The organism is Simiduia agarivorans SA1 = DSM 21679 (genome assembly GCF_000305785.2).
Classification (GTDB): Bacteria; Pseudomonadota; Gammaproteobacteria; order Pseudomonadales; family Cellvibrionaceae; genus Simiduia; species Simiduia agarivorans.
The window spans coordinates 724840-751448 of sequence record NC_018868.3 but is presented as its reverse complement, the minus strand read 5'-3'; the positions used below and the strand labels follow the sequence as shown (position 1 = coordinate 751448).

The following is a 26609-nucleotide window of genomic DNA, read 5'->3' as shown; positions in this document are numbered from 1 at the left end:
AATCGGCAGGGTCGGCAGATGCTGTTAAATTGGAAACCCCATGGAAATCAATCCTTTCATCAATGCCCTCAAAGATCTGCAAGCGCGCACCGACGTGCTGAGGGGGTATCTTTGACTACGCTGCCAAGAAAGAACGGCTGGCGGAAGTAGAACTTGAACTCGCCGAACCCGATGTCTGGAATGATCAGGCACGGGCACAGGCACTGGGCCGCGAGCGCTCGTCGTTAGAAGCGGTGGTTGCCACCATCGAAAATCTCGACAGCGGCATCGCTGACAGTCGTGATTTGCTGGACATGGCCGCCGAGGAAAACGATCAGGATTCGGTTGATGCGGTAGCCGCCGACATCGAGTCGCTGGAATCGCAGTTGGCCAATCTGGAATTCCGCCGCATGTTTTCCGGTGAAATGGATGCCAACAACGCCTATCTGGATATTCAGGCCGGCTCCGGTGGCACCGAGGCGCAGGACTGGGCGGAAATGATGCTGCGCATGTATCTGCGTTGGGGCGAGGCCAAAGGCTTTAAAACCACGCTGGAAGAAGCCTCGGCCGGCGATGTGGCCGGCATCAAGAGTGCCACCATCCATTTTGAAGGCGAGTATGCGTTTGGTTGGCTGCGCACAGAAACCGGTGTCCACCGTTTAGTGCGCAAATCGCCGTTTGATTCCGGTAATCGTCGTCATACGTCATTCAGTTCGGTGTTTGTGTCGCCTGAAATTGACGACAATTTTGAAATTGACATTAATCCCGCCGACGTGCGCACCGATACTTATCGGGCTTCCGGTGCGGGTGGACAGCACGTGAACAAAACCGACTCGGCGGTGCGATTAACGCACGTGCCCACCAATACGGTGGTGCAGTGCCAGTCGGAACGTTCCCAGCATCAGAACCGCGACAAAGCCTGGAAAATGCTGCGCGCGCGTCTATACGAGCTGGAAATGCAAAAGCGCAACGCCGACAAGCAAGCCATGGAAGATGGTAAAGCCGATATCGGTTGGGGCAGCCAGATCCGCTCCTATGTTCTGGACGATTCGCGCATTAAAGATTTACGCACCAGCGTACAAACGAGCAATTGCCAGGCCGTACTCGATGGCGACCTGGATCAATTCATCGAAGCCAGCCTTAAGGCCGGTCTGTAAACCACCATACGAGTAATCACATGAGTAACGAAAACGCCTCTGCCGCTCAACAGGATGAAAACCGCCTGATCGCTGAGCGTCGCGCCAAACTGACTGCTATTCGTGAGCAGGGTAATGCTTTTCCCAATGATTTCCGTCGCGAGCACAAAGCGGCTGATCTGCAGAAAGCATACGGCGATAAATCCAAGGAAGAGTTGGAGGCGTTGGGTAAACAGGTGACCGTGGCTGGCCGGGTGATGGCCAAGCGCGGTCCTTTCATGTTGATGCAGGACGGTTCCGGCCAGATTCAGCTGTACGCCGACAAAGCCGCACAGCAACAATTGAAAGAGACCTCCGGTCTTTGGGATATCGGCGATGTGGTGGGTGTGACTGGCCAGCTGCACAAATCCGGCAAAGGCGACTTGTATGTGAACCTGGAACAATTCCAGCTGCTCACTAAATCCCTGCGTCCGCTGCCCGATAAATTCCACGGCCTGAGTGATCAGGAAATCCGTTATCGCCAACGTTACGTGGATCTGATTGTGAATCCGGAAGTGCGCGATGTGTTCCGCACCCGCACCAAGGTGATCGGCTTTATCCGCAATTACCTGAATCAGCAGGACTTCATGGAAGTGGAAACGCCCATGCTGCACGTGATTCCCGGCGGTGCCTCGGCGCGCCCGTTTGTGACCCATCACAATGCGTTGGATGTGGATATGTTCCTGCGCATTGCGCCTGAACTGTATCTGAAGCGTCTGGTGGTTGGCGGGTTTGAGCGGGTGTACGAAATTAACCGCAATTTCCGCAACGAAGGTTTGTCTACCCGGCACAACCCGGAATTCACCATGCTGGAGTTCTACCAGGCTTACGCGGATTACAAAGACCTGATGGACCTCACCGAAGATATGCTGCGCAAGCTGGCCATTGAAGTGTTGGGTTCAACTGCGTTTGAGTATCAGGGCACGGCGTTTGATTTTGCCCAGCCGTTCGACCGTATTTCCGTGGTTGACGCCATTCTGAAATACAATGCCGGCATTGAACGCGCGCAGCTCGAAGATATGGAGCAGGCAACCGCTATCGCCAATAAACTGGGTATCGACGTTAAGCCAACCTGGGGATTGGGTAAGGTACAGATCGAAATCTTTGAAGAAACCGCTGAGCACAAACTGATCCAGCCGACGTTCATCACTGAGTACCCCGCCGAAGTGTCGCCGCTGGCGCGTCGCAACGACGACAATCCGTTTGTCACCGATCGGTTTGAATTTTTCGTGGGCGGCCGTGAAATCGCCAATGGCTTCTCGGAGTTAAACGACGCTGAGGATCAGGCCGATCGTTTCATGCAGCAGGTGCAGGAAAAGGATGCGGGCGATGATGAGGCCATGCATTACGATGCCGACTATGTGCGTGCGCTGGAGTATGGCTTGCCACCGACAGCGGGCGAGGGCATTGGCATCGACCGCCTGGTGATGCTGCTGACAAACTCGCCCTCGATTCGTGACGTGTTGCTGTTTCCGCACATGCGACCCGAGTAACAAAAAGGCCGCTCTGCGGCCTTTTTTGTTTGACGCTAACTAAAGAGGTTAACGTTTTGGCCACCATTGTCGAACAACTGGATGCCGGCTGGCGCGCTGTTTTTGAGCAGGAGCTGGCCAAACCTTACATGCAATCGCTGAGGGACTTTCTTAAAACCCGTAAGCGGTCGGGTGCTGAGATCTATCCGCCGGATGCGCTGTGGTTTAATGCGTTTCTGACAACACCGCTGGCAGACGTAAAGGTCGTGATTGTCGGGCAGGACCCTTACCATGGCCCCGGCCAGGCCCATGGCCTCAGCTTCAGTGTGCCGGTGGGTCAGGCCTTGCCGCCCAGTCTGAAAAACATCTACAAAGAACTCTATGCAGCGCCGGCGGAATACCCCGATGGCGACCTGAGCCATTGGGCCAGACAAGGTGTATTGCTGTTGAATGCATCGCTCACGGTAGAGCAGGGGCAGGCTGCCAGTCATGCCGGCAAAGGCTGGGAGCAGTTCACTGCCGCTTGTCTGCAGGCGGTCAATCGGCAGTGTGAGCATGTGGTGTTTCTGGCCTGGGGGCGATTTGCTCACAAGGTGTGCGAATCGATAGATGCCAAACGTCATCGGGTGATTAAAACGTCACACCCGAGCCCCTTGGGTGCAACCAAGGCGGGTCGTGATTTTGTCGCGTTTTTGGGCTCGGATTGCTTTGGCGAAGCCAACCGTCAGCTGAGCCAGTGGGGCAAGCCAACCGTGGCGTGGCGGCGGTAATTTATTGCAGCATGGCCATGGCGGCTTCCATTTCGGCACTCAGATCGTCTGCTTCGGCGCTTTCCATGTCGGAGTCCAGCCCGAGGCGGGCAAAGGCTTTGACAGTGCCATAATCGACCTGTGCCAATGCGTGTGAACTGCCCATATAGCTTTGCAGCATGGCCACTGTTACCAGATCGGCATAGTCAGCTTCCGGTGCTTCACGGGCAAAATTCATGTGTTGGCTGGGCACTTTCTGAATCGCTTCGGGGAAGCCCCAGTGGGCGAGGATTCTATCGCCCAATGTGCCCTGTAATTGTTCTACCACTGTATCCAGCGTAAAACTGTCTTTCAGCAGCGAAGGGTGCTCTTCTGCGTAGGTCAGAATGGGCAGAACGCCGATTTTGTGCGTCAGGCCAGCCAGGGTCGCCTGATCGGGCCGTAACCGGGTGCGGTGCTTACACAGCACGTGGCAGATGCCAGCGATTTCACTCGAGCGGGTCCACACTTCTCTCAGGCGCCGGTCTATCAGATCGCTGGTGGCCTGGAACATCTGCGACATGGCGAGGCCCGTGGCAATATTGCAGGTGTACTCGATACCCAATCTCGCCAGTGCCATTTTCAGGTCAGTGATTTCTTTTGAGCCTCTGAGCAGTGGGCTGTTTGCCACTTTAATCAGGCGGGCGGTAAGTGCTGCGTCGGAGCCTATGACTTTGCCCAGCTGGTCGATCGAGGCGTCTGGGTCCTCGGCGACCTCCCGTACGCGCAAGGCGACCTCTGGCAGCGTTGGTAGCACCAGTTGATCTTTCTCGAGTGCGGTGATGATGTCTTGGCTGACTTTCTCGACCAGCTGGCTCATGCAGGCGTCCTTGTTAAATCTGACTATGACTCATTGTTTATAGCATAGGGAGGCTGAATGGGCCTGAGTATTTTATCGCCTGCTTGAAGTATGGTGTCTTCAGTGAGGGCGTCCGTGCGGACCTCCGCAAAGGCAAGCCATTGATTGGCCTCCGCCCGGTGTTGCTTGATGATCTTGCCTGAGGGGATTCCCTGTGTATCGGTAAGTACATCGGTTTCAGGCTGGCTTTCGCCAGATAGCAGCACGCACCGGGTTTTCAGCTTGGCCTTGTACTCCATGCGGGCAATGATTTCCTGACCGATGTAGCAGCCTTTTTTGAAGCTAACAAATGCAAGTGCGGGGTGGTTCAGATGATGCGGGGTGTAAAGCTCGCTAAGGTCGGCGCCTACCCAGCAAATGCCATGCAGCATCAACAGGGTTTGCCAGGCATGGGCTCCGCCCTTGGTGCGCGTATCCTGTAGCCAGATCGCTTCAGCAGTGGTTTGTGGGAGTAGTTGCAGTGTCAGCTGCGGGCTCAGCGCTGCGGACGGAAATTCGTCGGACAGGATGGCGCCATTGGCTTCTGCGAGGCACACCAATGCTGAGTCCGGTGCTACCCTAACGCGGTGAAACATCAGGTATTTATTCAGGTGATCACATAGCTTTTGTCCCTGCAGTGTATCTGCCAGCATCAGTACATCGCCGTCATCGGCCGGTACCAGCAGTGCGCTGGCGATGACCCGGCCCTTCGGAGTGCAAATGTCCGTGAATACGGATTTACCCTGAGTCAGTAATTTTGCATCTTGTGTGATCTGGCCTTGCAGGGCAGGGATGACCTTTTCACCCTGCAATCGCAATATGGCCAGACAGTCAAGGCTCAGCAATAGCGGCTGTTGCAGGTCTGGTTCCGGGTGCGCCTGGTGGTGCAGTGCAAAGCCTTCGGGTGCTAATAGCATCTGATGCTTTGTCAGGAATTCTGGCCATGGTTGGTTCATTTACGTGCCCGTGTGGTTTTCTCTGCTTGGGCCGCTATAATGCCGGACGCCTGTTGTTTGGCAAGCCCGATGTGCAGTTACGGGCGCATGCGCCGCTCATGGCAGGCGCACATTTGACGCGGAGAAAAGCGTGGAAAGAAATCGACTATTCTGGGGAAGCCGCAGGGGCATGCTGGAGCTTGACTTGGTCTTGCTGCCTTTTTTGGAGAATGTTTACCCCACGTTAGAACAGGCCGACAAGGAACGTTATTGGCGACTGCTGGAGTGCGAGGATCAGGACATGTTTGCCTGGTTTCTTAAGCGCCAGGATCCCGAAGATAAGGAGCTTCTTCAGATTGTCCAGATCATTCGCGACAACACAGGCAAGCAGAGCTGACGTCTTTCAGATAGCACTGGCGCCAGGCGCCTGTGAATTGCGTTATCGTTTTGGCATCCTGCTGGCCATGTCATTGTTAGCGGCATTGGCCATCGTGCGGTATAGGCCTGATTGGCAGGTCATGTTTCTGTCTGCGTTGGCTTTGTATGCACCATTAGTCTGGCTTTTGCTGTGCCCGCTTAATGGGCGCTGGTCAGGCGAGCTCATCCGGTTTGATGGCGCTGTTTGGTGGTTGGGCAGCGGGCAGTTGTGGCGTCGGCTCGAGCTGCGTTCGCATCGCCGCTTTGGTACCTTTCTGGTGGTTGCGCAATTTCGCCATCGCGATGGTGTGGAGACGCTCTGGCTGTTTCCCTCGTCGCGCGCCTGTGGCAGCCACAGGCGGATGCGGTTACAACTCTCTACTCACTCTTCAGAAAGGGTCTGAACAAAGACTTCCTGCGCCGCGTAATTGGTAGGTACGAGGATTGTATCTCTGGCAACGTGGTTCGCATCAGGATGATCGAGCGAATAGTGCAGGCCACGACTTTCTTTGCGCTCCATGGCTGAGCGAATAATCAGTTCTGCCACCATGGCCAGATTCCGCAGTTCGATCAGATCGCCCCTGACTTTGTAATTGGAATAGTATTCTGCAATTTCCCGCTTGAGCAGTTTGATCCGATGTGCAGCCCGCTCGAGACGTTTTTGGGTGCGCACGATGCCGACGTAGTCCCACATAAAGCGGCGCAATTCATCCCAGTTGTGCGATATCACCACGTCTTCATCTGAGTCAGTGACACGAGATTCATCCCAGCTGGCAGGTGGAAATGAAGGGCTGATCTGATTGATCTGGCTGCTGATGTGCTCCGCTGCAGACTGTGCATAGACGATGCACTCCAGTAACGAATTCGATGCCATGCGGTTGGCCCCGTGCAGGCCTGTAAAAGATGCTTCGCCAATGGCATACAAGTGGTTCAGGTCCGTTCTGCCAGCATTGTCTACAACAATACCGCCGCAGGTGTAATGGGCAGCAGGTACCACCGGGATGGGTTCTTTGGTGATATCAATGCCGTACTCAAGGCACTTGGCTTTTACGGTCGGAAAATGGCTGGCAATAAAACTTTCCGGTTTATGACTGATGTCGAGATACAGACAATCCGCGCCAAGGCGTTTCATTTCGTGGTCGATGGCGCGGGCAACAATGTCGCGCGGTGCGAGTTCGGCACGGGCATCGAATTTTTCCATGAAGCGCCGGCCGTCGGGCAGCTTTAGAAACGCACCTTCGCCCCTTAACGCTTCTGTTATCAGAAATGATTTGGCTTTGGGGTGAAACAGGCAGGTGGGGTGAAACTGGTTGAATTCCATATTGGCCACCCGGCAGCCTGCACGCCAGGCCATGGCGATGCCGTCGCCGGAAGCACCATCCGGATTAGAGGTGTACAAATAGACCTTGCTGGCGCCACCTGTGGCCAGGACCACGGATTTGGCCTGAAAGGTATGCACGTGGTCATCCTGTTTGCTGTAAACGTAAGCGCCGGTGCAACGCAATTTACGGCTGTCGGGATCTGGCTGGGTGATCAGGTCCAGCGCAACATGGTTTTCGAACAGCGTAATGCCTTCGGACTCTTTGACCCGCTCGATCAGGCTGCTGAGCACGGCCTTGCCGGTGGCGTCGGCAGAGTGAATGATGCGCCGGTGGGAGTGGCCGCCTTCCTGGGTCAGATGGTATTGCTGGTCGTCGGCTTCGCGGGTGAAATCAACCCCTTGTGCGATAAGCCATTCGATTGCGGCTTTGGACCTTTCTACGGTGAATCGAACGGCGTCCGGGTGGCAAAGTCCGGCTCCGGCGGCCAATGTGTCGTTGACGTGGGCGTCGATCGTGTCCTGATTATCAAGGACTGCCGCGATACCACCTTGGGCAAACCAGGTAGAGCCTTCGTGCAGCTCACCCTTGCTTAATACTGCCACGCTGGCATGTTCAGACAGGTGCAAAGCCAGTGACAGGCCGGCGGCACCGCTGCCAATCACTAGAACGTCAAACTGGTGCAGTCTGGTCATGAATCCTTAATCCAACCGCTGAAGAGTGCGCGATTATAGCGGAATTATGAGGGCTAACCAGTCCATATCGGCCTTGCCATTCTGTCTGAAACTGTACAAAATCGCCGGTTTTACAGTGACTTGGCCACCAAACTTAAACACCGGGCTCAATCCGAGCCGGGATGATCAGGCAGGTCTTTAGGAGAATGTATGGCAGAACCCCAGGCGCCGGACAACGATCAGTTGTTGGTGGAGCGTGTACAAAAAGGGGATAAAAATGCCTTTAATTTGCTTGTGCTGAAATACCAGCATCGGGTTGCCGCGAACGTAGCAAAATATCTGCGAGATCAAGCAGATATCGAGGATGTGGTTCAGGAAACCTTTATCAAGGCATACCGAGCACTGCCCAATTTTCGCGGAGAAAGTGCGTTTTATACCTGGATCTATCGCATCGCAGCCAACACAGCCAAAAATTACCTGGTTTCCCGGTCCCGACGCCCGCCTTCGCAGGGTGTTGACGCAGAGGAGGCCGAGTACCTGGCGACCGAGTATATGGAGGATGCCGACACCCCGGAGGGGCTCCATTTCAAAACTGAATTGGAGGCGTTGGTAGACAAGACGGTACAAGCATTGCCAGAAGATCTCCGCACCGCTGTTGCTCTCCGGGAAATCGACGGCAAGAGCTACGAGGAGATTGCGGAAATCATGGGGTGTCCCGTGGGTACCGTAAGGTCCAGAATATTCAGGGCCCGGGAAGCGCTGGATGCCCGGATCCGGGCCTATATGGACCCGGGTGGCAAATAAATTTACAAATCTTTGAACTTTTGTGTGTGACGGTAGTCTCAGGCACATGCCCGGTTTTTAGCCTCTGTTGCAGAGTCAAAACCGAACCAATAACAATCGAATTTAACAGGTGTGGTAGTTTCAGATGGCAGAACAGGCAAACCAGAAGTTGCAGGAAAGTCTCTCGGCGCTCATGGATGATCAGGCCAGCGAGCTGGAGCTGCGGCGGTTGCTTAAAGCTATGAAGGACGGGGATTCCCTGTCTGAATCCTGGTCCAATTACCATTTGGCGGCTTCTGCCATGCGCGGCGAGCTGTCACCACGGGTGCCAGTGGATTATTCAGCCGGCATTATGGCGGCGCTGGAAGCCGAACCGGCACACCGCATGACACCCGCCAAAAAACAGGGCTTCTGGGGGCTGGCAGGCAAGTTTGCCGTTGCTGCCAGTGTTGCCGGCGCGGTGGTTATTGGTGCACAGCAATTTGCCGATCAGGAGCATGCCCTGGTGGCAGAAGCGCCTGCGGCCAGCTTGCCCGCAGGGGCAGTGCCAGAGGGCTTCGCCTCGCCGGATCTGACGGCCCGTACTGTGAATGTGTCCGAGGCGAGTCCGTTAGCGGCCGAACTTGAGCAAAACCAGCGGCTCATTTACGTACCTACGGCAGCAGAACAGCAGATTCAGAATCAGGTTGTGGAGGAGCATCTCAATCAGTTGATGCTTGAACATGCCAGTAATGCTGCCGAAAACAGTGCTCAGGGATTGTTGCCCTATGCGAGGGTGGCGCCTGAAGTTGAGTTGCGTCCGGAGCCCGCTGTGGCCCCTGAGCAGAAGTAGTCGCTCCGTACCTGTGGATCAACTCTATGCGTGGAACGCTATCGGTAACGCCCTAAGGCTCTCATGCGATATTTAACACTGGCGGGTCTAATTGCTCTCTTGGTGGTAGCGACGTCCGCCCGGTCTGACGCAAATCCACCCGATGCCAGAGACCTGTTACGACAATTCTCCAAAGCGTCCTCCAGCCATAGTTATTCGGGCGTACTCACCTACGAGTTTGGCGCACATCTCACCAGCATTGCCATAGAACAACAGGTCACTGATCAAGGCAGACAGGAGCGTCTGTTGCACCTTAATGGCCAATTGCGCGGCGTGAGTCGTCAACAGGCGTTTTGTTCGACGCCCTCCGATCGGCTCCTGCAGGGGCTGGAGGCCAATGTCGCACTCGAAGACTATTACCATGTTTCATTGATTGGTCAGGAACGGGTCGCAGGCCGCGCTGGTTACGTAGTTCAGGTAATGCCAAAAGACCAGTATCGCTATGGCTATGTAATTACCATCGATCAGAGCGATTATCTCGCATTAAAAATTCTGCTGGTTGGTCCCGGTAACCGGGTTCTGGAGCGATTTCAATTCGTGCAGATTAATAACCTGGGCTCAGGTGAGACTGCCGGGCCGATTGAAGATTGCCCGGATACCCTGATGAAGGTCAGCTGGCAGGCGGGCTGGTTGCCCAAGGGATTTCGTTATGTGGGGGCCAAAACCACAGAGCAGCGTGAAATGCTGATGTTTACCGATGGAATGGCTGCTTTTTCGGTATTTATCGAGTCGATCGAATCGCCCGCAGCACTCGAAGGAAAAGCCCAGCGCGGCGCAACGGTTGCCTACCTCGGGCGCCTGCAGTCGGGTAGCCAGTCATTTCGCGTAACGGCGGTGGGCGAAGCACCGATTACAACGCTCGAGCGAGTGGCGTTGGGGATGACCAGGGTTTACTGATGGAGCGCATTGCTGAATCGGGGGTAGTGGTTCGCTGCGATCAATCCACCGCTTGGGTGAAAACCATACAGCGCAGCAGTTGTGCCAGTTGTCAGGCCAGACACGGTTGCGGGCAATCGAGTTTACAGTCCTGGTTTGAAACATCAGACGTGATCCCTGTTTCTGTTCACGGGGAGCCGCCCGAAGTCGGGCAAACCGTCTCGCTATCCGTTCCGGCCGATGCGTTGGCCAAGGCTGCGCTTTTGGTTTATCTCGTGCCCTTATCAGGCCTGTTGGCGGGGTTGTTTGTCGCCGAGACTCTTTTTGGACAGGACGTTTTTGCCGCGATCGGCGCCGGAATCGGGTTGATCGCTGGCTGTGTAGCCGTTCGCTGTTTGACTGCGCGGCTGAAAGATAATGCCGATTACGCCCCCGCACTTGAATCGGGTTTTGCCGATCATTCCAATCATTTATCCCGCTAGTTGAATTCAGCAAGTTAAGGAGTAGCACCTATGCATTTTAAGGGTTTATTGCTGAGCATATTGGTCTTGTGCGCGTTTGCGGTGCCGTCGCAGGCGCGTTCGCTGCCCGATTTCACTCAGTTAATTGAAGAAACGTCGCCCGCGGTAGTGAAAATCAATACCCTGGAGCATGCCAAGCGCAACAGCCAGCGCCAGATGCCGCCGCAAAATATTCCCGAGATATTCAGGCATTTGTTCGAAATGCCCGAGCAGCGTCAGCGCGAGCAGCGCTCTATGGGGTCGGGTTTCATTGTTTCCACAGACGGTTACATTCTCACGAATCATCATGTCATTGATGGGGCGGATGAGATCGCCGTCCGCTTAACCGATCATCGCGAATTTGAAGCCAGCGTGGTCGGCACAGATAGCCGTTCTGATTTAGCGCTGTTAAAGGTCGACGCCAAAGGTCTGCCGGCCCTTAAGTTCGCAGATTCAGACAAATTGAAAGTGGGTGAATGGGTATTGGCTATCGGGTCGCCCTTTGGTCTGGATTTTACGGCCAGTGCCGGTATTGTCAGTGCAATCGGACGCTCTATCCCCACCGAGCGCAATGAAAACTACGTTCCGTTTATTCAGACGGATGTCGCAATCAACCCCGGCAACTCAGGTGGACCGTTGTTTAATCTGGATGGGTTGGTGGTTGGCATCAACAGCCAGATCTATACCCGCAGTGGTGGATCTATCGGCTTGTCGTTTGCGATTCCAGCCAATGTGGCGCGGGATGTGATACGCCAGCTCAAGGAAAAAGGCCGCGTCGACCGGGGGTGGCTGGGCGTGGCGATTCAGGAGGTGGATCGTAACCTGGCTCAATCCTTTGGGCTGAGCAAGCCTGCGGGCGCACTGATCCAGCAGATCGAGCCCGGCAGCCCGGCGGATAACTCCGGTTTGAAGGTGGGCGATGTGATTTTGAAGTTTGATGGTAAAGCCATTGAGCGTAGTGGCGATCTTCCCCATGTGGTCGGCTTGCTGCCACCTGGTTCCAAAGTTAAAGCCGAGGTGATGCGGGCCGGTAAGCGCAAGACGGTCTCGGTGACCGTTGGCAAGCTGCCGGTGGGCGACGAGCCACACGTGGCCAGTGGGCCGGACGCTAGCCAGGGGGATCGGTTAGGTCTGGTGGTGGAAGCACTGGATGACCGGCAAAAACAGGCCTGGCGCCTGGATGGTGGCGTACTGGTGACCCAGGTGGCCCCGGATAGCCCGGCTGCCGCAGCTGGAATCAGGCCTGGAGACGTGATTGCTCAGCTTGGTTTCGAGCCTGTGACGGATGTGGATACCTACCAGCAGTTGCAGGCGGAATTGCCCGAAGACACGTTACTGCCCATCCGATTCTATCGCGATGGCCGTCCAGCCTATCGGTCGTTTATGATCAAAAAGTAGGGAAAAATAGCCCAAGTCATTGAAATGCGGTAGAATTGCCGCGCCTCAAGAGCCCTTCAGGGGCTCTTGTTGTTTATGGCTCCAGCCAACGGATGCCGTTCGTTTTTCAACCTAATTTGTGTCTTTTTATCGTGTCTGACCTAAGCCATATCCGCAATTTTTCTATTATCGCCCACATTGACCATGGCAAATCCACTATTGCCGACCGTTTTATACAGCTGTGCGGTGGTCTGACTGACCGGGAGATGGCGGCGCAGGTGCTCGATTCCATGGATATTGAGCGTGAGCGGGGTATCACGATCAAAGCGCAGAGCGTAACGCTGCATTACCAGGCACGGGACGGCAAAACCTACCAGCTCAACTTTATTGACACGCCCGGTCACGTGGACTTTTCCTATGAGGTATCCCGGTCTCTGGCAGCGTGTGAAGGTGCGCTTCTGGTGGTCGATGCCGGCCAGGGTGTTGAGGCACAGTCGGTAGCCAATTGTTATACCGCTATTGAACAGGGGCTCGAAGTGATCCCGGTTCTGAATAAAATGGATTTGCCGCAGGCAGAACCTGAACGCGTTGCCGAAGAAATTGAAAATATTATTGGTATTGAGGCAACCGATGCGGTGCGTTGTAGTGCCAAAACCGGCGTTGGTATTGAAGATGTGCTGGAAGACCTGGTACGTCTCGTGCCGCCACCCAAAGGCGATGTGAATGCGCCGTTGCAGGCTCTGATCATTGATTCCTGGTTCGACAACTACCTGGGTGTGGTTTCATTGGTGCGGGTTACCCAAGGCACCCTGAAGCCGAAAGACAAAATTATTACCAAGTCCATCGGCAAGGCGCACGTGGTCGATAAAGTGGGTGTGTTTACGCCGAAGCTCACTGAAACCAAAGAGCTGAAAGCGGGAGAGGTTGGTTTTTTCGTCGCTGGCATCAAAGAAATTCTCGGCGCGCCTGTCGGCGATACCATCACCCACGCCAATACACCGGAAGTCAAGGCCTTGCCCGGCTTCAAAAAAGTGAAGCCACAGGTTTACGCCGGACTCTTCCCGGTTTCGTCAGATGACTTTGAAAGTTTTCGCGAAGCCTTGGCAAAGCTGACGTTGAATGATGCGTCTTTGTTTTATGAGCCCGAAAGTTCAGATGCGCTCGGTTTTGGTTTTCGTTGCGGCTTCCTCGGCATGCTGCACATGGAGATTATCCAGGAGCGGCTCGAGCGCGAATATGATCTCGATCTGATCACAACGGCGCCTACGGTTATTTACGAGATTCTGAAGACCGATGGTGAGGTTGTCTACGTGGACAACCCGTCCAAACTGCCCGACGTTGGTTTGATTCAGGAGATGAGAGAGCCGATTGTAGAGGCCAATATCCTCGTGCCTCAGGAATATCTCGGTGCAGTGATCACTCTGTGCGTTGAAAAACGCGGTGTGCAAAAGGATATTCAGTATACTGGCTCACAGGTACAGGTGCGTTATGAGCTGCCCATGAATGAGGTGGTGTTGGATTTCTTTGATCGCCTGAAGTCTGTCAGTCGTGGGTTTGCATCGTTGGATTACAGCTTCCTCCGGTTTGAGCCAGCGCGTCTGGTGAGGCTGGATTTGCTGATTAATGGCGAAAAAGTCGACGCGCTGGCGTTGATTATTCATCGCGATAACGCAGCCTACAAAGGCCGCGCGATCGCCGAGAAAATGAAGGAGCTGATACCGCGGCAAATGTTTGATGTGGCGATTCAGGCCGCTATCGGTGGCCAGGTGGTAGCCCGTACAACAGTGAAAGCCCTGCGCAAGGATGTAACTGCAAAGTGCTATGGTGGCGATGTCAGCCGTAAGCGTAAGTTGTTAGAAAAGCAGAAAGCCGGTAAAAAACGGATGAAGCAGGTGGGGCGGGTAGAGATTCCCCAGGAAGCCTTCCTGGCTGTGCTTAAGGTTGATGGATAAATAGAAGGAATTGCCTTGGATATTAATTTTCCACTCATATTGGTCCTGTTGGTTGCGGTTTCCGGCGCCATCTGGTTGCTGGATATCTTTTTGTGGGCCAAGCCCAGAAGGGAAAGGGTAGAACAGGCCCTGCAACAGTTGTCCCAGACCAGCTTGAAGGAAACGGATGAGGCCTACCAGACAGCTTTGTCCGTCGCGGCTAAAGAACCTGTGCCGGTGGAATACTCCAAATCTTTTTTCCCGGTTTTAGCCTTTGTTTTGGTTTTGCGCAGCTTTCTGGTGGAACCCTTCCAGATCCCTTCCGCTTCCATGGTGCCAACGCTGGAGGTTGGAGACTTTATCCTGGTCAACAAGTACACCTACGGTATCCGGTTACCCGTAACCAATACCAAAATCTTTTCCGTTAACGAGCCCGAACGCGGCGATGTGATGGTTTTTTTCCCTCCGCATAAACCCGATACATACTATATCAAGCGTGTAGTGGGCTTGCCGGGTGATGAAATTATTATCGATAAGGGCGCTCTCTATATTAATGGCAAGAAAATGCCGCAGTCCTTTGTTGCGTCCCTGCCAGTGTCGAATCCGCAGATTAATGTTCTGGAAGAGGATTTGGACGGTGTTGAGCACATTGTTCATCAGAATATTCATCTGGGTCGCTATACTCAATCCGGGCGCTGGAAAGTTCCGGCCGGTCACTATTTTATGATGGGTGATAACCGTGACAACAGTTCGGATAGCCGGGAATGGGGGCCTGTGTCCGAAGAGGCGATAGTCGGCAAAGCGTTCGCCATTTGGATGCATTGGGAAACCTTTTTTAGTGTGCCCAGTTTTCATCGGGTCGGTACTATCCAATAACAGGTATGGAGCCAAGCGACATGATGTTTAGAAAGCAAGCCGGTATCAGTACGTTAAATCTTTTGATCGTGTTAGTGGTAAGCGGTTTTTTCCTTTTGCTGGCCTTTAAATTGATTCCTGCCTATGCGGAGAATCGCTATATTCAGTCTGCGTTGCAATCCTTGCGCGATCGGGATAAACCTGTGTCACAGATGACGGCCGCGGAAATTCGTAAGCATCTGACTAGTTTTTATACCATTAATGGTGTCCGCATTCCCGAAGCTAACAATATCGTTATTGAAAGCGAGCGTAATCGATCCATTATCACGATTAACTACCAGTTAACTATCCCATTGTTTTACAACATTTCAGTATTGTTGGATTTCCAGAATTATATGGACACCACCAAGCCGGAAGAGTGTTGTAAACCCCCCAAAGATTACCGCCCGAAAGCAGACAAGAAGTAGTATGTTTACCGAGTTGCAGCACCGGCTAGGATACCAGTTTAACGACGTATCTTTGCTCAAGCTTGCCCTGACACATCGCAGTGTGAGTGCAAGGAACAATGAGCGGCTGGAGTTTCTCGGCGACAGTCTTCTTAGTTGGGTGGTAACCCAATATCTTTATCGTCACCTGACCGAAGCCCGCGAAGGGCAAATGAGCCGTTTGCGGTCGCGCTTAGTTAAAGGTGAGACATTGGCGGAAGTGGCGCGCGCGTTGTGTTTGCAGCCAGAGCTGATACTCAGTGATGGTGAGCTGAAAACCGGCGGGCGCGATCGTGCTTCTACACTGGCGGATGCGGTCGAATCATTGATTGGTGCAATATACCTGGATGGTGGTCTTGAAGCCGCTTCTGCTGCAGTGCACCGTTGGTTGGGCAGCCGGATTATTGAGCTCAACGCGGACACCAGTGCGAAAGATCCCAAAAGCGAATTGCAGGAAATACTGCAGGCCCGTCAGCTGCCCTTGCCCGATTATTCTGTGGAGCTTACCGAAGGGGAGGGGCACGCCCAGGTGTTCCATGTGCGGTGTTCCATCTTGTTGCATAGCCTGTCTGCTTCGGCGAGCGCGACCAGCCGTAAGAAGGCAGAAAAAGCTGCAGCCAAACTGGTGCTGAACCAACTGAGAGAAAAAAATGACTAAGTGCGGCTATGTGGCATTGGTGGGAAGGCCCAATGTGGGAAAATCTACGTTGCTTAACCATATGCTTGGGCAAAAAATAAGCATTACGTCCAGAAAGCCACAGACAACCCGCAATAACGTTCTGGGTATCAAAACCGAAGGGGAAAACCAGTTTTTGTTTGTCGACACTCCCGGTTTGCACCTCAACCAGAAGGGTGCAATGAATAAGTACATGAACAAAGCGGCGAGCACGGCCATCCGCGATGTCGATGTGGTGGTGATGCTGGTTGATCGTTTGGTGTGGACAGATGAGGACGAGGCAGTGGCCCGTCGGTTGGAGGGTTTGGAACTCCCGCTTATCGTAGCGGTCAATAAATGTGATCAGCTGGACGATAAAAATGTGTTGCTACCGCATTTGCAGGTACTGACAGAACGCCTATCGCCCAACGACATCGTTCCCGTCTCTGCATTGCGCGGCATGCAGCTTGATCGGCTGGAGTCGATCATCGCCAAATACTTGCCCGAGTCAGAGCATTTTTACCCCGAAGACCAGATTACTGATAAAAGTTCACGCTTTTTAGCGGCGGAAATTGTCAGGGAAAAGATCACCCGCCAGTTAGGTGCAGAATTGCCCTACCAGATGGCAGTGGAAATAGAGCAGTTCGAACAGGATCGCGGTGTTTTGCACATTGGCGCGTTGATACTGGTTGAGCGAGACGGTCAAAAGCGCATACTGATTGGTGATAAAGGCGATCGGATTAAACAGATTGGTCAACAGGCCAGAATTGATATCGAAAAATTGTTTGATACCAAGGTAATGCTCAAGCTTTGGGTAAAAGTGAAGTCCGGTTGGTCGGATGATGAGCGTGCGTTGAAAAGTCTTGGGTATGACGATTTGTGATCGTGCTGGATGGCGAACCCGCATTTGTACTGCATTCCCGCCACTACGGCGAAACCAGCCTGATCGTTGATTTATTCACGCGTAGCCACGGACGTTTAGCTGCCTACGCCCGTGGCGCACGCAAGCGCTCCAAAAAATCAGCGTCCAACCCCTTGGCACCCTTCATCCCTTTGATCGTCTCCACACAGGGGCGTGGCGCACTCAAGTCCCTGACGATGATTGATGCTGTCGCAACGCCCTTTAAGTTGTCTGGCAGGTGCCTGTATTGCGGTTTATACCTCAATGAACTGCTTATGCGGGTGTTGCCGGAGCAGGAGTCACAGGAGACGATTTTTCAGTCCTATATGCAGCTCATAGGAAGGCTTGCAAATATTGACGACAGGGAGTTGCCGGCCCATGAACTTTATCTGCGACGATTTGAATGGCAGTTGATTCAAGCGGCCGGTGTCAGTTTTTCATTGGAGCAGGAGGCGGACACCCAGCGCCCGTTGGTGCCAGGCCAACGTTATGCTTATCGTCACGGGTTGGGCCTGGTTGCGGCTGAAATTGATGCTGAAAACGCTGTGGGTGGCGATGCCATACTCAATTTTCTTTCGGCACCTGAGCTTACGGAGGCTGCGCGTACCGATCTCAAGCGTTTCATGAGGCAGGTACTGGCACCTTTGTTGGGGCGAAAACCGCTCGCTTCTCGCGCACTGTTTAGCCAGTAATACTGGCGCTCTTTTCACTGGTATCTGTTTCAAATAGCGCATCCAGATCATGATCGCGGGACCAGGCGATCAGTGTATCTATTTCTTTGTAAAGATTGTCCAGTTGCGCCGCGAGCTGGGAGTGATCTTTGTTCTGGAGCGCTTTGTCCAGAGCCTGCGCTGCACTTTTCAGTCTGGCAACACCGCAATAGCAGCAGCCGCCGTGCAGGCGGTGAACGGTTGCCTCAAGCGTGGCGTAATCGTTGGAGTCGGCACTATTACGGATTTTTGCGCTATCTGCGGGAAGGTTGGCCAAAAGCATGGACAGCATATCTTTTGCCAGGCCGGGTTTGCCGTTGGCCAATTTCAGCGATTGCTGGATATCCACCACGCGACCTGATGAATCCGTCGGTGGCTGTTCTGGCTCCGGTTTTTCAGCGATTTTGGGGAGCTGTTTGCGGGTTTTCAGCCAACGATTAATGATGTGAGCGAGTTGCGCCTCACTGACCGGTTTGCTCAAATAATCATCCATGCCGGCCAATAACAGCTGGGATTTTTGCTCCGCCATGGCGTGCGCGGTAAGCGCGACGATAGGAGTGCGGCGTTTTCCGCTTTCCCGGCTGCGGATAATTTTGGTTGCTTCCAGACCATCCATGACTGGCATTTGCAGATCCATGAATATCATATCAAAGAGTTTGTTTTCTGCCAGTTCTATAGCCTGTTTCCCGTCGGATGCCAGCGCGACCTCAGCACCAAGTCCGTTTAATAATTCGCCGACGAGTTGCAGGTTAGCGGGGTTGTCGTCCACCGCCAGTATTCTGGGTTTGTTTTCATAAGGGGAGCTGTTTCTGCCGATGCTGGTTTCTTCTTTCAGCGGTGCAAGTTCTTTTCTGAGCAGGTGCAGCGTGCGATTCAGTGTGACGGGTTTTTCCAGGTATTCCTGCGAATCCGGTGTCAGGTGATGTTCTAATTGCCGCCGTGCAGATGGCGTACATAGAAAGATAGTCTTGCACGCGTAAAAGCGTTTGAGCTGATCTACCAGCTCCCGGAGATTATGCAGATCCAACAGTTTTTCCTGGTGCGGATCTATGTCGTAAAAAACCGCTTCGATGGGCTGGTTATTCTGCATGTGGTTTTTAACCAGGCCGATGAGCTCGGGAATGCCGGTCATGATCTGGAGTTTACCGCGTTCTGACCCTACAATTTCCTGCAATTGGTGTGCCAGAGGCATATTGTTGGAAAGTGCGACAAAGTGGCTGCCTTCGAGCAGGTGCTGTTTATTTTCTTCGTCGCCTTGGGTGTCAACTCCGAAGGTGGCGGTGAACCAGAATAAAGAACCACCCTCGGCGTTGCTCTCTACGCCAATTTCACCTTTCATTCGTTTCACCAGCCCTTTGGAAACAGCTAAGCCGAGCCCAGTTCCGCCATGCTTACGGCTGTTACTGGTATCAAGTTGGCTGAAGGCCTGAAACAGTTTCTTGCGATCAGACTCAGGGATTCCCTCACCGGTGTCTTTCACATGGATATTGGCTTCCACCTGCGTTTCGGATTGTGTCTTAAGACTCGCGGTGACCTCAATGTTGCCCCCGCTGGAGAATTTGATCGCATTGCTGATCAGATTGGTCATTACCTGTTTCATCCGAAGGGGATCGCCTAACAGGTTAGCGGGAAGGCCAGGATCCACATGCAATATAAGCTGGAGGCCTTTTTCATGCGCTGCCGGCGCCATGATCTGCATCGACTCTTCGATAACCTGGCGCAACTGCATGGGGATATAGTCAAGCTGGAGCCTGCCAGATTCGATTTTGGAAAAATCGAGCACGTCATTAATGATGGTAAGCAGACCCTGTGAAGAGTGTTGTATGGTTCGCAAGTACTCTCGTTGTTGGTCGCTGACCTGGGTTTTCAGCAACAGGCTGGTAAAGCCAATAATGCCGTTCAGGGGGGTACGTATTTCGTGCGAGGTATTTGCCAAAAAGTCTGATTTAACCCGACTGGCCTCAACAGCTTCCTTGCGTGCCAGATCAAGTTCGATATTTTGGATCTCGATCGTTTCAAGTGTTTCGCGCAAATCCTCAATGGATTGATCCATATTGCGCTGAATGTCTTCCTGCTGTTGTTTCAGCCCTTCGGCCAATTGATTAAATGCGACGGCCAGGTCGTCAAATTCAACAAACTGGTCGGCGTTTACGCGGGTGTCCAGTTGGCCTTTTCGCAATTGGGCCATCCCTTGTTTGACTAAACGTAAGCCTTCGGCCAGATCCCGGCTAAAAGAGAGCGAAATCCATGCGCTGGCAACGGCGACGATGGCACCCAATAGCAAAGCAATTAACAGTGTCTTGTATTGCAGGAGGGTGTAGTCGTCCGAGGCTATTTCAACCACCAACCAACCAAAGGGAGCAAATGTATCGTGGTCTGCGTGAATCGGGACAGTGAAAAGCGAACTCTTTCTTTCAACCTGGTGTTGCGGGTCGAGCCCGAATTGGTTGGGATCGAGCTGAAAGTCTTCGGAAAACCGGGGGCCTGAGTGGATGATCGGATTGCGATTGAGGTCGTAGACCCGCACGGCCAGAATGTCGCCGTCGGTTACCGCAGTATGCACCACTGATTGCAGCAATAATCGGTTATGCATTGATTGGTAGGTCAATTGGGATAGCAAGCGACTTACGTGGTGCCCGCGCTCCTTTGCAAACTCCTCCAGCTGCATGACATACAACACCGTCAGCATGGCCGACAGGCAGAGTGTTATTGCTGCAATGGGAATCAGTGCGTATTTAAGAGAGCGGGTCTTGACCGCTCGAGTGATCGTTGGCATACCAGCGTCCATCTTGGCAGTGGTTTAACGATACCACAATCAGCGGTAGAATAGCGCGCTTATGCCTAGCCCGAGTGCGGCCTCCGCAGTGGTCGTACGCGCAATATATTGAGCAAAAAACGTTCAAAAGGACCCCATTATGTCGTCATCGGCCGATTTGCACGCGCTTCCAACGATGGAGGCCCTGGTAGGCCAGACGCCGCTGGTTCGACTGCAAAGGCTACCTGGCAATACCTCCAATTTGGTTTTGCTGAAACTCGAAGGCACGAATCCTGCCGGTTCCGTGAAAGACCGGCCCGCGTTGTCCATGATTCAACGGGCGGAAGAGCGGGGCCAGATCAAACCGGGCGACCGATTGATCGAGGCCACCAGTGGTAACACGGGTATCGCGCTGGCTATGGCCGCTGCAATCAAAGGCTATGCTCTGACGTTGATTATGCCGGACAACGCGACTGCAGAACGCAAGGCCGCAATGACGGCCTACGGTGCAGAGCTGATACTGGTGACGCAGTCTGAGGGCATGGAGGGTGCCAGGGATCTGGCCGCCAGCCTGGCTGCACAAGGCAAGGGGCTGGTGTTGGACCAGTTTGCCAATCTGGATAACCCCCGTGCACATTATGAAACTACCGGGCCCGAAATCTGGCAGCAGACCGGCGGTAAAGTAACGCACTTCGTCAGCTCCATGGGGACAACCGGAACCATCATGGGCGTATCGCAATACCTTAAAGAGCAGAACCCTGAGATTCAGATCATCGGATTGCAACCGCAAGAGGGCGCAAGCATTCCGGGTATCAGACGCTGGCCAGAAGCTTACCTTCCGCGCATATTTGACCGATCCCGGGTAGATCAGATTGTCAATATGGATCAGGCACGGGCAGAACAAACCATGCGGGATCTGGCGCGGAAAGAAGGTATATTCTGTGGCGTATCTTCTGGGGGCGCGGTGGCTGCTGCGCTCAGTTTGAGTGAACAACTGCAAAACGCCGTTATTGTAGCCATTGTCTGCGACCGGGGTGATCGCTACTTATCGAGTGGAGTGTTTGGATGACTCGCGCGCCGGTATCGCGCCGTCGCAAGCCGGCCCAAAAAGGTACAGGTTTTAGTTTAAGCTCGCCGGTTACCATCGAGCGCTTGGGGCACGATGGCCGGGGTATCGGTTACTGCGATGGTAAAATTACTTTTGTCGCCGGCGCATTGCCAGCGGAAACTCACCGGGTCTGGGTTACCGAAACCAAGCGAAATTATCAGGCTGGCAAAAGTCATTCCCTTGAAAGCGAGCCTTCCTCCGACAGAGTGACTCCTGAGTGTGCGCACTATGGTGTGTGCGGTGGCTGTCAATTGCAGCACATGTCCCAAGCCGCGCAGGTCAATTATAAAGAATCGCTTTTGACCGACCAATTGGTGCGCGCCGGGGTGGATCTGGCTTGCACCCACATTGAGCCCTTGGTTGCGGACGGCGAATGGGGCTACCGGCGGCGGGCGCGTTTGGCTGTTAATCACAAAGGCCCCGTTTTTGCAGGATTTCGAACAATGGCGGGTTCGGATCTCGTGCGGATTAATCACTGCCCCGTGCTTTCGCCCGTGCTGGATCGGGTGCTCAATTCGCTCCAAGGTCTTATGGCACGCATGCGATCGAAAACCATTGGGCATGTGGAGCTTACTGATCACAGCGGCGGTCCTTCCTGTCTGATCCGATTAACGGCCAGACCCAACGCTGACGAAAGGGAAGCTTTTCTTGCCTTCACTGAAGCCAAGCTATATTTCCAATGGCCGGGGTCGCGGGATATTCAGGATATTGATGAGCAGGCCGCTGATCAGGCCGAGACATTGACCATCGATTCCTACGGTAAGTCACTGACGTTTTCATTGGATGATTTCATTCAGGTTAACGCCACGATCAATCATCATTTGATAGCTAACGCCATGGCGTTAGCTGAGCCCCAAAAGCATGAGAGCTGGCTGGATTTGTTTTGTGGCATGGGTAACTTTACTTTTGCATTGGCGCCCTATGTGAAGCGGGTGTGGGGCGTAGAGGCGATTCCGGAAATGATCGAAAAGTCGCGCGCCAATGCGGTTCGGTTGGGGGTTGCAAACACTGAATTTCTGGTCGCCGATTTGCAGGATGAACAACAGCTCAAAAAGCTACCAGATCGGATTGATGGGGTTTTGTTGGACCCGCCCAGGGCGGGCGCAAAGGAGGCATTGGTCAGGGTTGTCGCACTGAACCCTGCGCGCATCGTTTATGTGTCGTGCGACCCAGCCACATTTGCGCGCGATGCAACCTATCTTATCCAGCAAGGTTATCGTTTGGCGCGGTTACAGCCGCACGATATGTTTCCCCAGACGATGCATCTGGAAACTCTGGCGTTGTTTGTGCGTCGTTAATCGGAATTCAGGATTGGTATGGTAAAGGTACGGGAAGATCAACCGACAACCGCAGAAGGGCACATCGATATTGATGCGTGGTTGACGCGTCTGTCCAAGCAAGTGGAAATCAGTACTGAAGCCCATGCGCGTCTCAAGCAAGCCTGCCAGATGGCAAATCAAGCCGAGCAGGAAGCGATAGCGGCAGAAAACATCTGGGTTACCGGAATAAGCAGTTTTCGCACTGGCCTGGAAATGGCAGAAATTCTTGCGGACCTGAATCTCGATAATGAATCATTAATCGCAGCCATCCTGTACCGGGCCGTCAGAGAGGGCAAGCTCAGTCTTGACCGGGTAGCAAAAGCATTTGGCAATACCATCAGCAAATTGATTGAGGGCGTTTTGCGAATGGCCGCCATCAGTGCAACCCAGCTGGATGAGTCCATCGCATTAGGGCGTGAGTCAGAAGAGCAGGCTGAAAATGTCCGCAAGATGCTTGTGGCTATGGTTGACGATGTGCGGGTCGCGCTTATAAAGCTTGCCGAAAGGACCTGTGCGATACGCGCGCTTAAGACTGCAACAGAGGAGCGTCGGCAGCGCGTAGCGAAAGAAATTGCCAATGTTTATGCGCCTTTGGCCCATCGGTTAGGTATTGGCCATATTAAATGGGAGTTGGAGGATCTTTCGTTTCGCTATCTTGAGCCTGACGATTACATGACCATTGCGCGTTTGTTGGATGAAAAGCGCATGGGGCGTCAGCAATATATAGACAATGTGCTGGAAGTGCTCAGAGGTGAATTGAAGTCGGCGCACATCGAGGGTGAAATAACTGGGCGTGCCAAGCATATTTACAGCATCTGGCGCAAAATGCGCCGCAAGAATATCGGCTTTTCGCAGGTCTACGATATTCGTGCGGTCCGGATTTTGGTGCCTTCCGTACGCGATTGTTATGCAGTATTGGGTATCGTGCACAGCTTGTGGCGTAATATTCCCAATGAATTCGACGATTATATTGCCTCACCAAAAGAAAACGGTTATCGCTCATTGCACACGGCAGTCATTGGTCCGGAGCAAAAAGTCCTTGAAGTCCAGATCCGCACGCACGGTATGCATCAGGATGCTGAGTTCGGTGTTTGTGCCCATTGGCGATACAAAGGTACGGACAAAGAAGAAAGCCAGAATGGCTATGACCAAAAAATTGCCTGGTTGCGCCAGGTACTCGAGTGGCATGAGGAGCTAGGCGCCAAAGGCGAAAATCCCTTGGCTGATGATCTCATTCACGGTATCAATCAAGATCGCATCTATGTATTTACACCTGAAGGGCATGTGATCGATTTGCCTAGCAATGCCACCCCGCTGGATTTTGCCTATCGGATCCATACGGATGTAGGCCATCGCTGTTGTGGTGCCAAAGTGAATGGCAGAATTGTGCCCTTGAACCACCTGCTCAACACTTCCGACCAGGTAGAAATTCTGACCGGCAAGCGGGAGTCCCCCAGCCGTGACTGGTTAAGTCCGGCGCTGGGTTATGTCAACACCTCACGGGCAAGATCAAAAATCCAACATTGGTTTAAGCAGCAGGCGCGTGATACTAACCTTGCCGACGGTCGCGCATTGCTCGATAAAGAATTTAAACGATTAGGTGTTGTTGAAATTGATTTTGCTGAGCTTTCGAAGCGCCTGAATTGCCGATCGCTCGAAGATTTATACATCGCCGTCGGAGCCAGTGATATCAGTGTTGCTCAGGTGCTCAATGTGGCGCAGCGACTGCAGGATGATCAGTCACCTGCAGATGAAAAAATTACCCTGGCAAAGCCCTCGTCCATTTCCGGAGAGGCCGATGTATATATAGAAGGTGTGGGTAATCTGCTCACGCATTTGGCGAAGTGCTGCTCGCCGGTACCTGGTGATGCAATTACCGGTTATATAACGTTAGGGAAGGGTGTTTCCATTCACCGTCAGGACTGCAGCAATATTCTGCAGTTGGAAAACGACGAGCCGGAGCGAATTATCCAGGTTTCCTGGGGTGAAGCGCCTCACAAGGTGTACAGTGTCGAGATATTGGTGGAGGCGTTTGATCGACATGGCTTGTTACGTGATGTGACAGCACTGCTTGATGCGGAAAAGATCAATGTTATCGCTATGCAGACACTGTCCAATAAAAATCTTAATACTGTGGATATGCAGGTCACCATCGAAGTGCAAAACTTCAATGCTTTGAGTCGTGCCCTTACCCGGCTCAATCAGTTGCCCAATATCGCTTCCGCGCGGAGGAAGCGGGCATGACCTATTCACTGAAGGATTTGCTGTATCTGATGGCGCGGTTGCGCGATCCGGAAACCGGTTGTCCCTGGGATCTCAAACAGGATTTCGCTTCAATAGTACCAAGCACCCTCGAAGAAGCTTACGAGGTGGCAGATGCGATCGAGCGTAACGACATGGCGCATCTGAAAGAGGAGTTGGGAGACCTTCTGTTTCAGGTTGTGTTCTATGCCCAACTAGGGAAAGAGGCAGATCATTTCGATTTCGATGCAGTGGTCGACGAGCTAACCCGCAAGTTGATTGCGCGTCACCCGCATGTTTTCCCCTCTGGTAATTTGCAATCAGTACGTACGGAGGAGGGAGGGTTTGACACTGATGTGTCGGGTCAGTGGGAAAGTCTGAAGGCGATGGAGCGTGAGAAGAAGGGTTACGCATCTGTTCTGGACGATGTGCCAATGGCGCTTCCGGCTATTCAGCGAGCCCAAAAGCTGCAGAAGCGTGCGAGTACTGTGGGGTTTGACTTTTCTACCGTTGAGTCTGCTATGGATAAAGTGCGCGAAGAGTTGGCGGAAGTCGAGGTGGAAGTGGCTGCGGGTGATCGCCATGCATTGGCGGATGAGTTGGGTGATTTATTATTTGCAGTCGTAAATGTGGCGCGTATTGCCGGGTATGATGCAGAAAGCCTGGTCCGTAGGACAAATAAAAAATTTGCCCATCGCTTTGAGAAGATGGCAGCAAAGCTGGCCCAGGAAGGGCTGGCGCTTGAAGATGCCAGCCTTGAGCAAATGGAGGCTGCCTGGATAAATATTAAGCAGCGCTAACTTCTTTTTTGTTCTGTGCTATTTCTTTTTGCCATTCGAAAATGTTCATTTCGATAAACACGAAGGCAATCAGCCACAAAAATGCGTCCCAGAAATCCAGAAAATCGCCATCGATCCACCAGTAAATGGCACATGCCAATAGAGTGCTGTATAGCACCAGCTTGATTGAGTTGCTGATCCGGATGAACGGATGGTCAATGGTATGTCTGGACTGTACAAATACATCGACCTCCAGAATTGCGACGATAAGCACCCAAGTGCTGGCATTTATCACATCAACGAGCGCCAGGTTATTGATTACCTGATACTCGTCAATTGTGCCGATTATCTGTGTTCCAGTCAGTTTAACTAAGTCCGGTCCCTGTAAGGCAGCACAGTCCTCCAGCGTAATCGGTACGTATTCATTGAGCGTTATGATGCGGGTAAAGTCGCTGCCTACCAGTGCGCAGGCGTCGCCCGTAAACGGCTCAACCGACAACACAGAGAGATAGCGCGAAAAGTAGCCGTATAGTGAATAAAGTATAAATAGATAGGCCAGGCTTCTTACCGCAAAAAGGCCGATGGTCAGTCGTCGTGTCAGGTATTTGTCGGAAATTACATAGGTTTCCAGCTCAAATAACAGTAAAAGCAATACCCAGCTGGCGGTATCAATACTGTCTGAGTAGGCTTCAATAATTTGCCCTGGCGGTATGCCGTTGGCAAAAGTGTGTGCTGCCGCAGCATAGTTTTCCTGCAGAAACAGAAACAGATTGACCACTAACAAACTATAAATGACGTATTTGAACGCCTGATAAGCGAGATAGGGGAGGCTGTTATGTTGGCTGATTGCTGTCATAGTAAAATTT

General features: G+C 53.0%; 25 protein-coding genes. 20 read left to right on the top strand and 5 right to left on the bottom strand.

Going from position 1 to position 26609, the window contains the following annotated elements:
* Positions 1–40 precede the first annotated feature (40 nt).
* The 3 genes from prfB to ung all read left to right on the top strand — a co-directional run bounded on the left by prfB (position 41) and on the right by ung (position 3396).
* A protein-coding gene (gene prfB, locus M5M_RS03375; RefSeq protein WP_144062377.1) for a peptide chain release factor 2 occupies positions 41–1136 on the top strand; the annotation gives its coding sequence in 2 pieces (ribosomal slippage) (positions 41–112 and positions 114–1136; 1095 coding nt in all).
* A gap of 20 nt (positions 1137–1156) precedes the next feature.
* A complete protein-coding gene (gene lysS, locus M5M_RS03370; protein WP_015046062.1) occupies positions 1157–2647 on the top strand; it encodes a lysine--tRNA ligase in 1491 nt (496 codons plus the stop codon).
* A 56-nt stretch (positions 2648–2703) separates the two neighbouring features.
* Positions 2704–3396 (top strand): uracil-DNA glycosylase, encoded by a 693-nt coding sequence (gene ung / locus M5M_RS03365; RefSeq protein ID WP_015046061.1) that lies wholly within the window; start codon positions 2704–2706, stop codon positions 3394–3396.
* Position 3397: 1 nt separating this feature from the next.
* Here the strand turns inward: ung and M5M_RS03360 are convergent, their stop codons facing one another.
* Entirely contained in the window at positions 3398–4234 is an 837-nt protein-coding gene (locus tag M5M_RS03360; RefSeq protein ID WP_015046060.1) for an HDOD domain-containing protein, read from the bottom strand.
* A gap of 23 nt (positions 4235–4257) precedes the next feature.
* Complete coding sequence (ygfZ, locus tag M5M_RS03355; RefSeq protein WP_042454866.1) at positions 4258–5208, bottom strand: CAF17-like 4Fe-4S cluster assembly/insertion protein YgfZ; 951 nt, start codon at positions 5206–5208, stop codon at positions 4258–4260.
* Between the two features lie 130 nt (positions 5209–5338).
* Between ygfZ and M5M_RS03350 the strand changes: the two genes are divergently transcribed.
* Positions 5339–5584 (top strand): FAD assembly factor SdhE, encoded by a 246-nt coding sequence (locus M5M_RS03350; protein WP_024330244.1) that lies wholly within the window; start codon positions 5339–5341, stop codon positions 5582–5584.
* A gap of 37 nt (positions 5585–5621) precedes the next feature.
* On the top strand, positions 5622–6008 hold the full coding sequence (locus tag M5M_RS20065; RefSeq protein WP_024330245.1) for a ribosome maturation factor RimM: 387 nt from the start codon (positions 5622–5624) through the stop codon (positions 6006–6008).
* Here the strand turns inward: M5M_RS20065 and nadB are convergent.
* Complete coding sequence (gene nadB, locus M5M_RS03345) at positions 5987–7618, bottom strand: L-aspartate oxidase (RefSeq protein ID WP_015046057.1); 1632 nt, start codon at positions 7616–7618, stop codon at positions 5987–5989. The two genes, M5M_RS20065 and nadB, sit on opposite strands and share 22 nt — an antisense overlap.
* Positions 7619–7807: 189 nt before the next feature.
* Here nadB and rpoE point away from each other — a divergent pair, with 189 nt between their 5' ends.
* The 11 genes from rpoE to recO all read left to right on the top strand — a co-directional run bounded on the left by rpoE (position 7808) and on the right by recO (position 17523).
* Positions 7808–8401 (top strand): RNA polymerase sigma factor RpoE, encoded by a 594-nt coding sequence (gene rpoE / locus M5M_RS03340; RefSeq protein ID WP_015046056.1) that lies wholly within the window; start codon positions 7808–7810, stop codon positions 8399–8401.
* 124 nt (positions 8402–8525) lie between these two features.
* A complete protein-coding gene (locus M5M_RS03335) occupies positions 8526–9212 on the top strand; it encodes a sigma-E factor negative regulatory protein (protein WP_015046055.1) in 687 nt (228 codons plus the stop codon).
* A 63-nt stretch (positions 9213–9275) separates the two neighbouring features.
* On the top strand, positions 9276–10148 hold the full coding sequence (locus tag M5M_RS03330; protein ID WP_015046054.1) for a MucB/RseB C-terminal domain-containing protein: 873 nt from the start codon (positions 9276–9278) through the stop codon (positions 10146–10148).
* Positions 10148–10609, top strand: a complete 462-nt coding sequence (locus M5M_RS19295; protein ID WP_015046053.1) for a SoxR reducing system RseC family protein — start codon at positions 10148–10150, stop codon at positions 10607–10609. Before M5M_RS03330 ends, M5M_RS19295 begins: the two co-directional genes overlap by 1 nt.
* A 30-nt stretch (positions 10610–10639) precedes the next feature.
* Positions 10640–12025, top strand: a complete 1386-nt coding sequence (locus tag M5M_RS03320) for a DegQ family serine endoprotease (RefSeq protein ID WP_015046052.1) — start codon at positions 10640–10642, stop codon at positions 12023–12025.
* A 131-nt stretch (positions 12026–12156) separates the two neighbouring features.
* Positions 12157–13956, top strand: a complete 1800-nt coding sequence (lepA, locus tag M5M_RS03315; RefSeq protein ID WP_016389202.1) for a translation elongation factor 4 — start codon at positions 12157–12159, stop codon at positions 13954–13956.
* A gap of 15 nt (positions 13957–13971) precedes the next feature.
* Positions 13972–14811, top strand: coding sequence for a signal peptidase I (lepB, locus tag M5M_RS03310; protein WP_015046051.1), 840 nt, complete (start codon positions 13972–13974; stop codon positions 14809–14811).
* Positions 14812–14831: 20 nt separating this feature from the next.
* Entirely contained in the window at positions 14832–15257 is a 426-nt protein-coding gene (locus M5M_RS03305) for a DUF4845 domain-containing protein (protein WP_015046050.1), read from the top strand.
* 1 nt (position 15258) lies between these two features.
* A complete protein-coding gene (gene rnc / locus M5M_RS03300; RefSeq protein WP_015046049.1) occupies positions 15259–15933 on the top strand; it encodes a ribonuclease III in 675 nt (224 codons plus the stop codon).
* A complete protein-coding gene (era, locus tag M5M_RS03295; protein WP_016389201.1) occupies positions 15926–16813 on the top strand; it encodes a GTPase Era in 888 nt (295 codons plus the stop codon). The genes rnc and era overlap by 8 nt, the downstream gene beginning before the upstream one ends.
* Positions 16810–17523, top strand: coding sequence for a DNA repair protein RecO (recO, locus tag M5M_RS03290; RefSeq protein WP_015046047.1), 714 nt, complete (start codon positions 16810–16812; stop codon positions 17521–17523). The genes era and recO overlap by 4 nt, the downstream gene beginning before the upstream one ends.
* Here recO and M5M_RS03285 read toward each other — a convergent pair.
* Complete coding sequence (locus M5M_RS03285; protein WP_016389200.1) at positions 17513–20317, bottom strand: response regulator; 2805 nt, start codon at positions 20315–20317, stop codon at positions 17513–17515. The genes recO and M5M_RS03285 overlap by 11 nt on opposite strands.
* A gap of 139 nt (positions 20318–20456) precedes the next feature.
* On the opposite strand from M5M_RS03285, the gene cysM reads away from it, so the two are divergent.
* Genes cysM through mazG form a run of 4 tightly spaced genes read left to right on the top strand, consistent with a single transcriptional unit; the run spans position 20457 to position 25764 of the window.
* A complete protein-coding gene (gene cysM, locus M5M_RS03280) occupies positions 20457–21365 on the top strand; it encodes a cysteine synthase CysM (RefSeq protein WP_015046045.1) in 909 nt (302 codons plus the stop codon).
* Positions 21362–22702, top strand: coding sequence for a 23S rRNA (uracil(1939)-C(5))-methyltransferase RlmD (gene rlmD, locus M5M_RS03275; RefSeq protein WP_015046044.1), 1341 nt, complete (start codon positions 21362–21364; stop codon positions 22700–22702). The genes cysM and rlmD overlap by 4 nt, the downstream gene beginning before the upstream one ends.
* Positions 22703–22720: 18 nt before the next feature.
* The gene (relA, locus tag M5M_RS03270) at positions 22721–24967 is read left to right on the top strand and encodes a GTP diphosphokinase (protein ID WP_015046043.1); all 2247 of its coding nucleotides are present in this window, start codon (positions 22721–22723) and stop codon (positions 24965–24967) included.
* Positions 24964–25764 carry a nucleoside triphosphate pyrophosphohydrolase gene (mazG, locus tag M5M_RS03265; RefSeq protein WP_015046042.1) on the top strand — a complete coding sequence of 267 codons (801 nt, stop codon included), beginning with the start codon at positions 24964–24966 and terminating at the stop codon, positions 25762–25764. The genes relA and mazG overlap by 4 nt, the downstream gene beginning before the upstream one ends.
* On the opposite strand, the gene M5M_RS03260 is transcribed toward mazG, so the two are convergent.
* Positions 25751–26599 (bottom strand): hypothetical protein, encoded by an 849-nt coding sequence (locus M5M_RS03260; protein WP_015046041.1) that lies wholly within the window; start codon positions 26597–26599, stop codon positions 25751–25753. The genes mazG and M5M_RS03260 overlap by 14 nt on opposite strands.
* Positions 26600–26609: the final 10 nt, after the last annotated feature.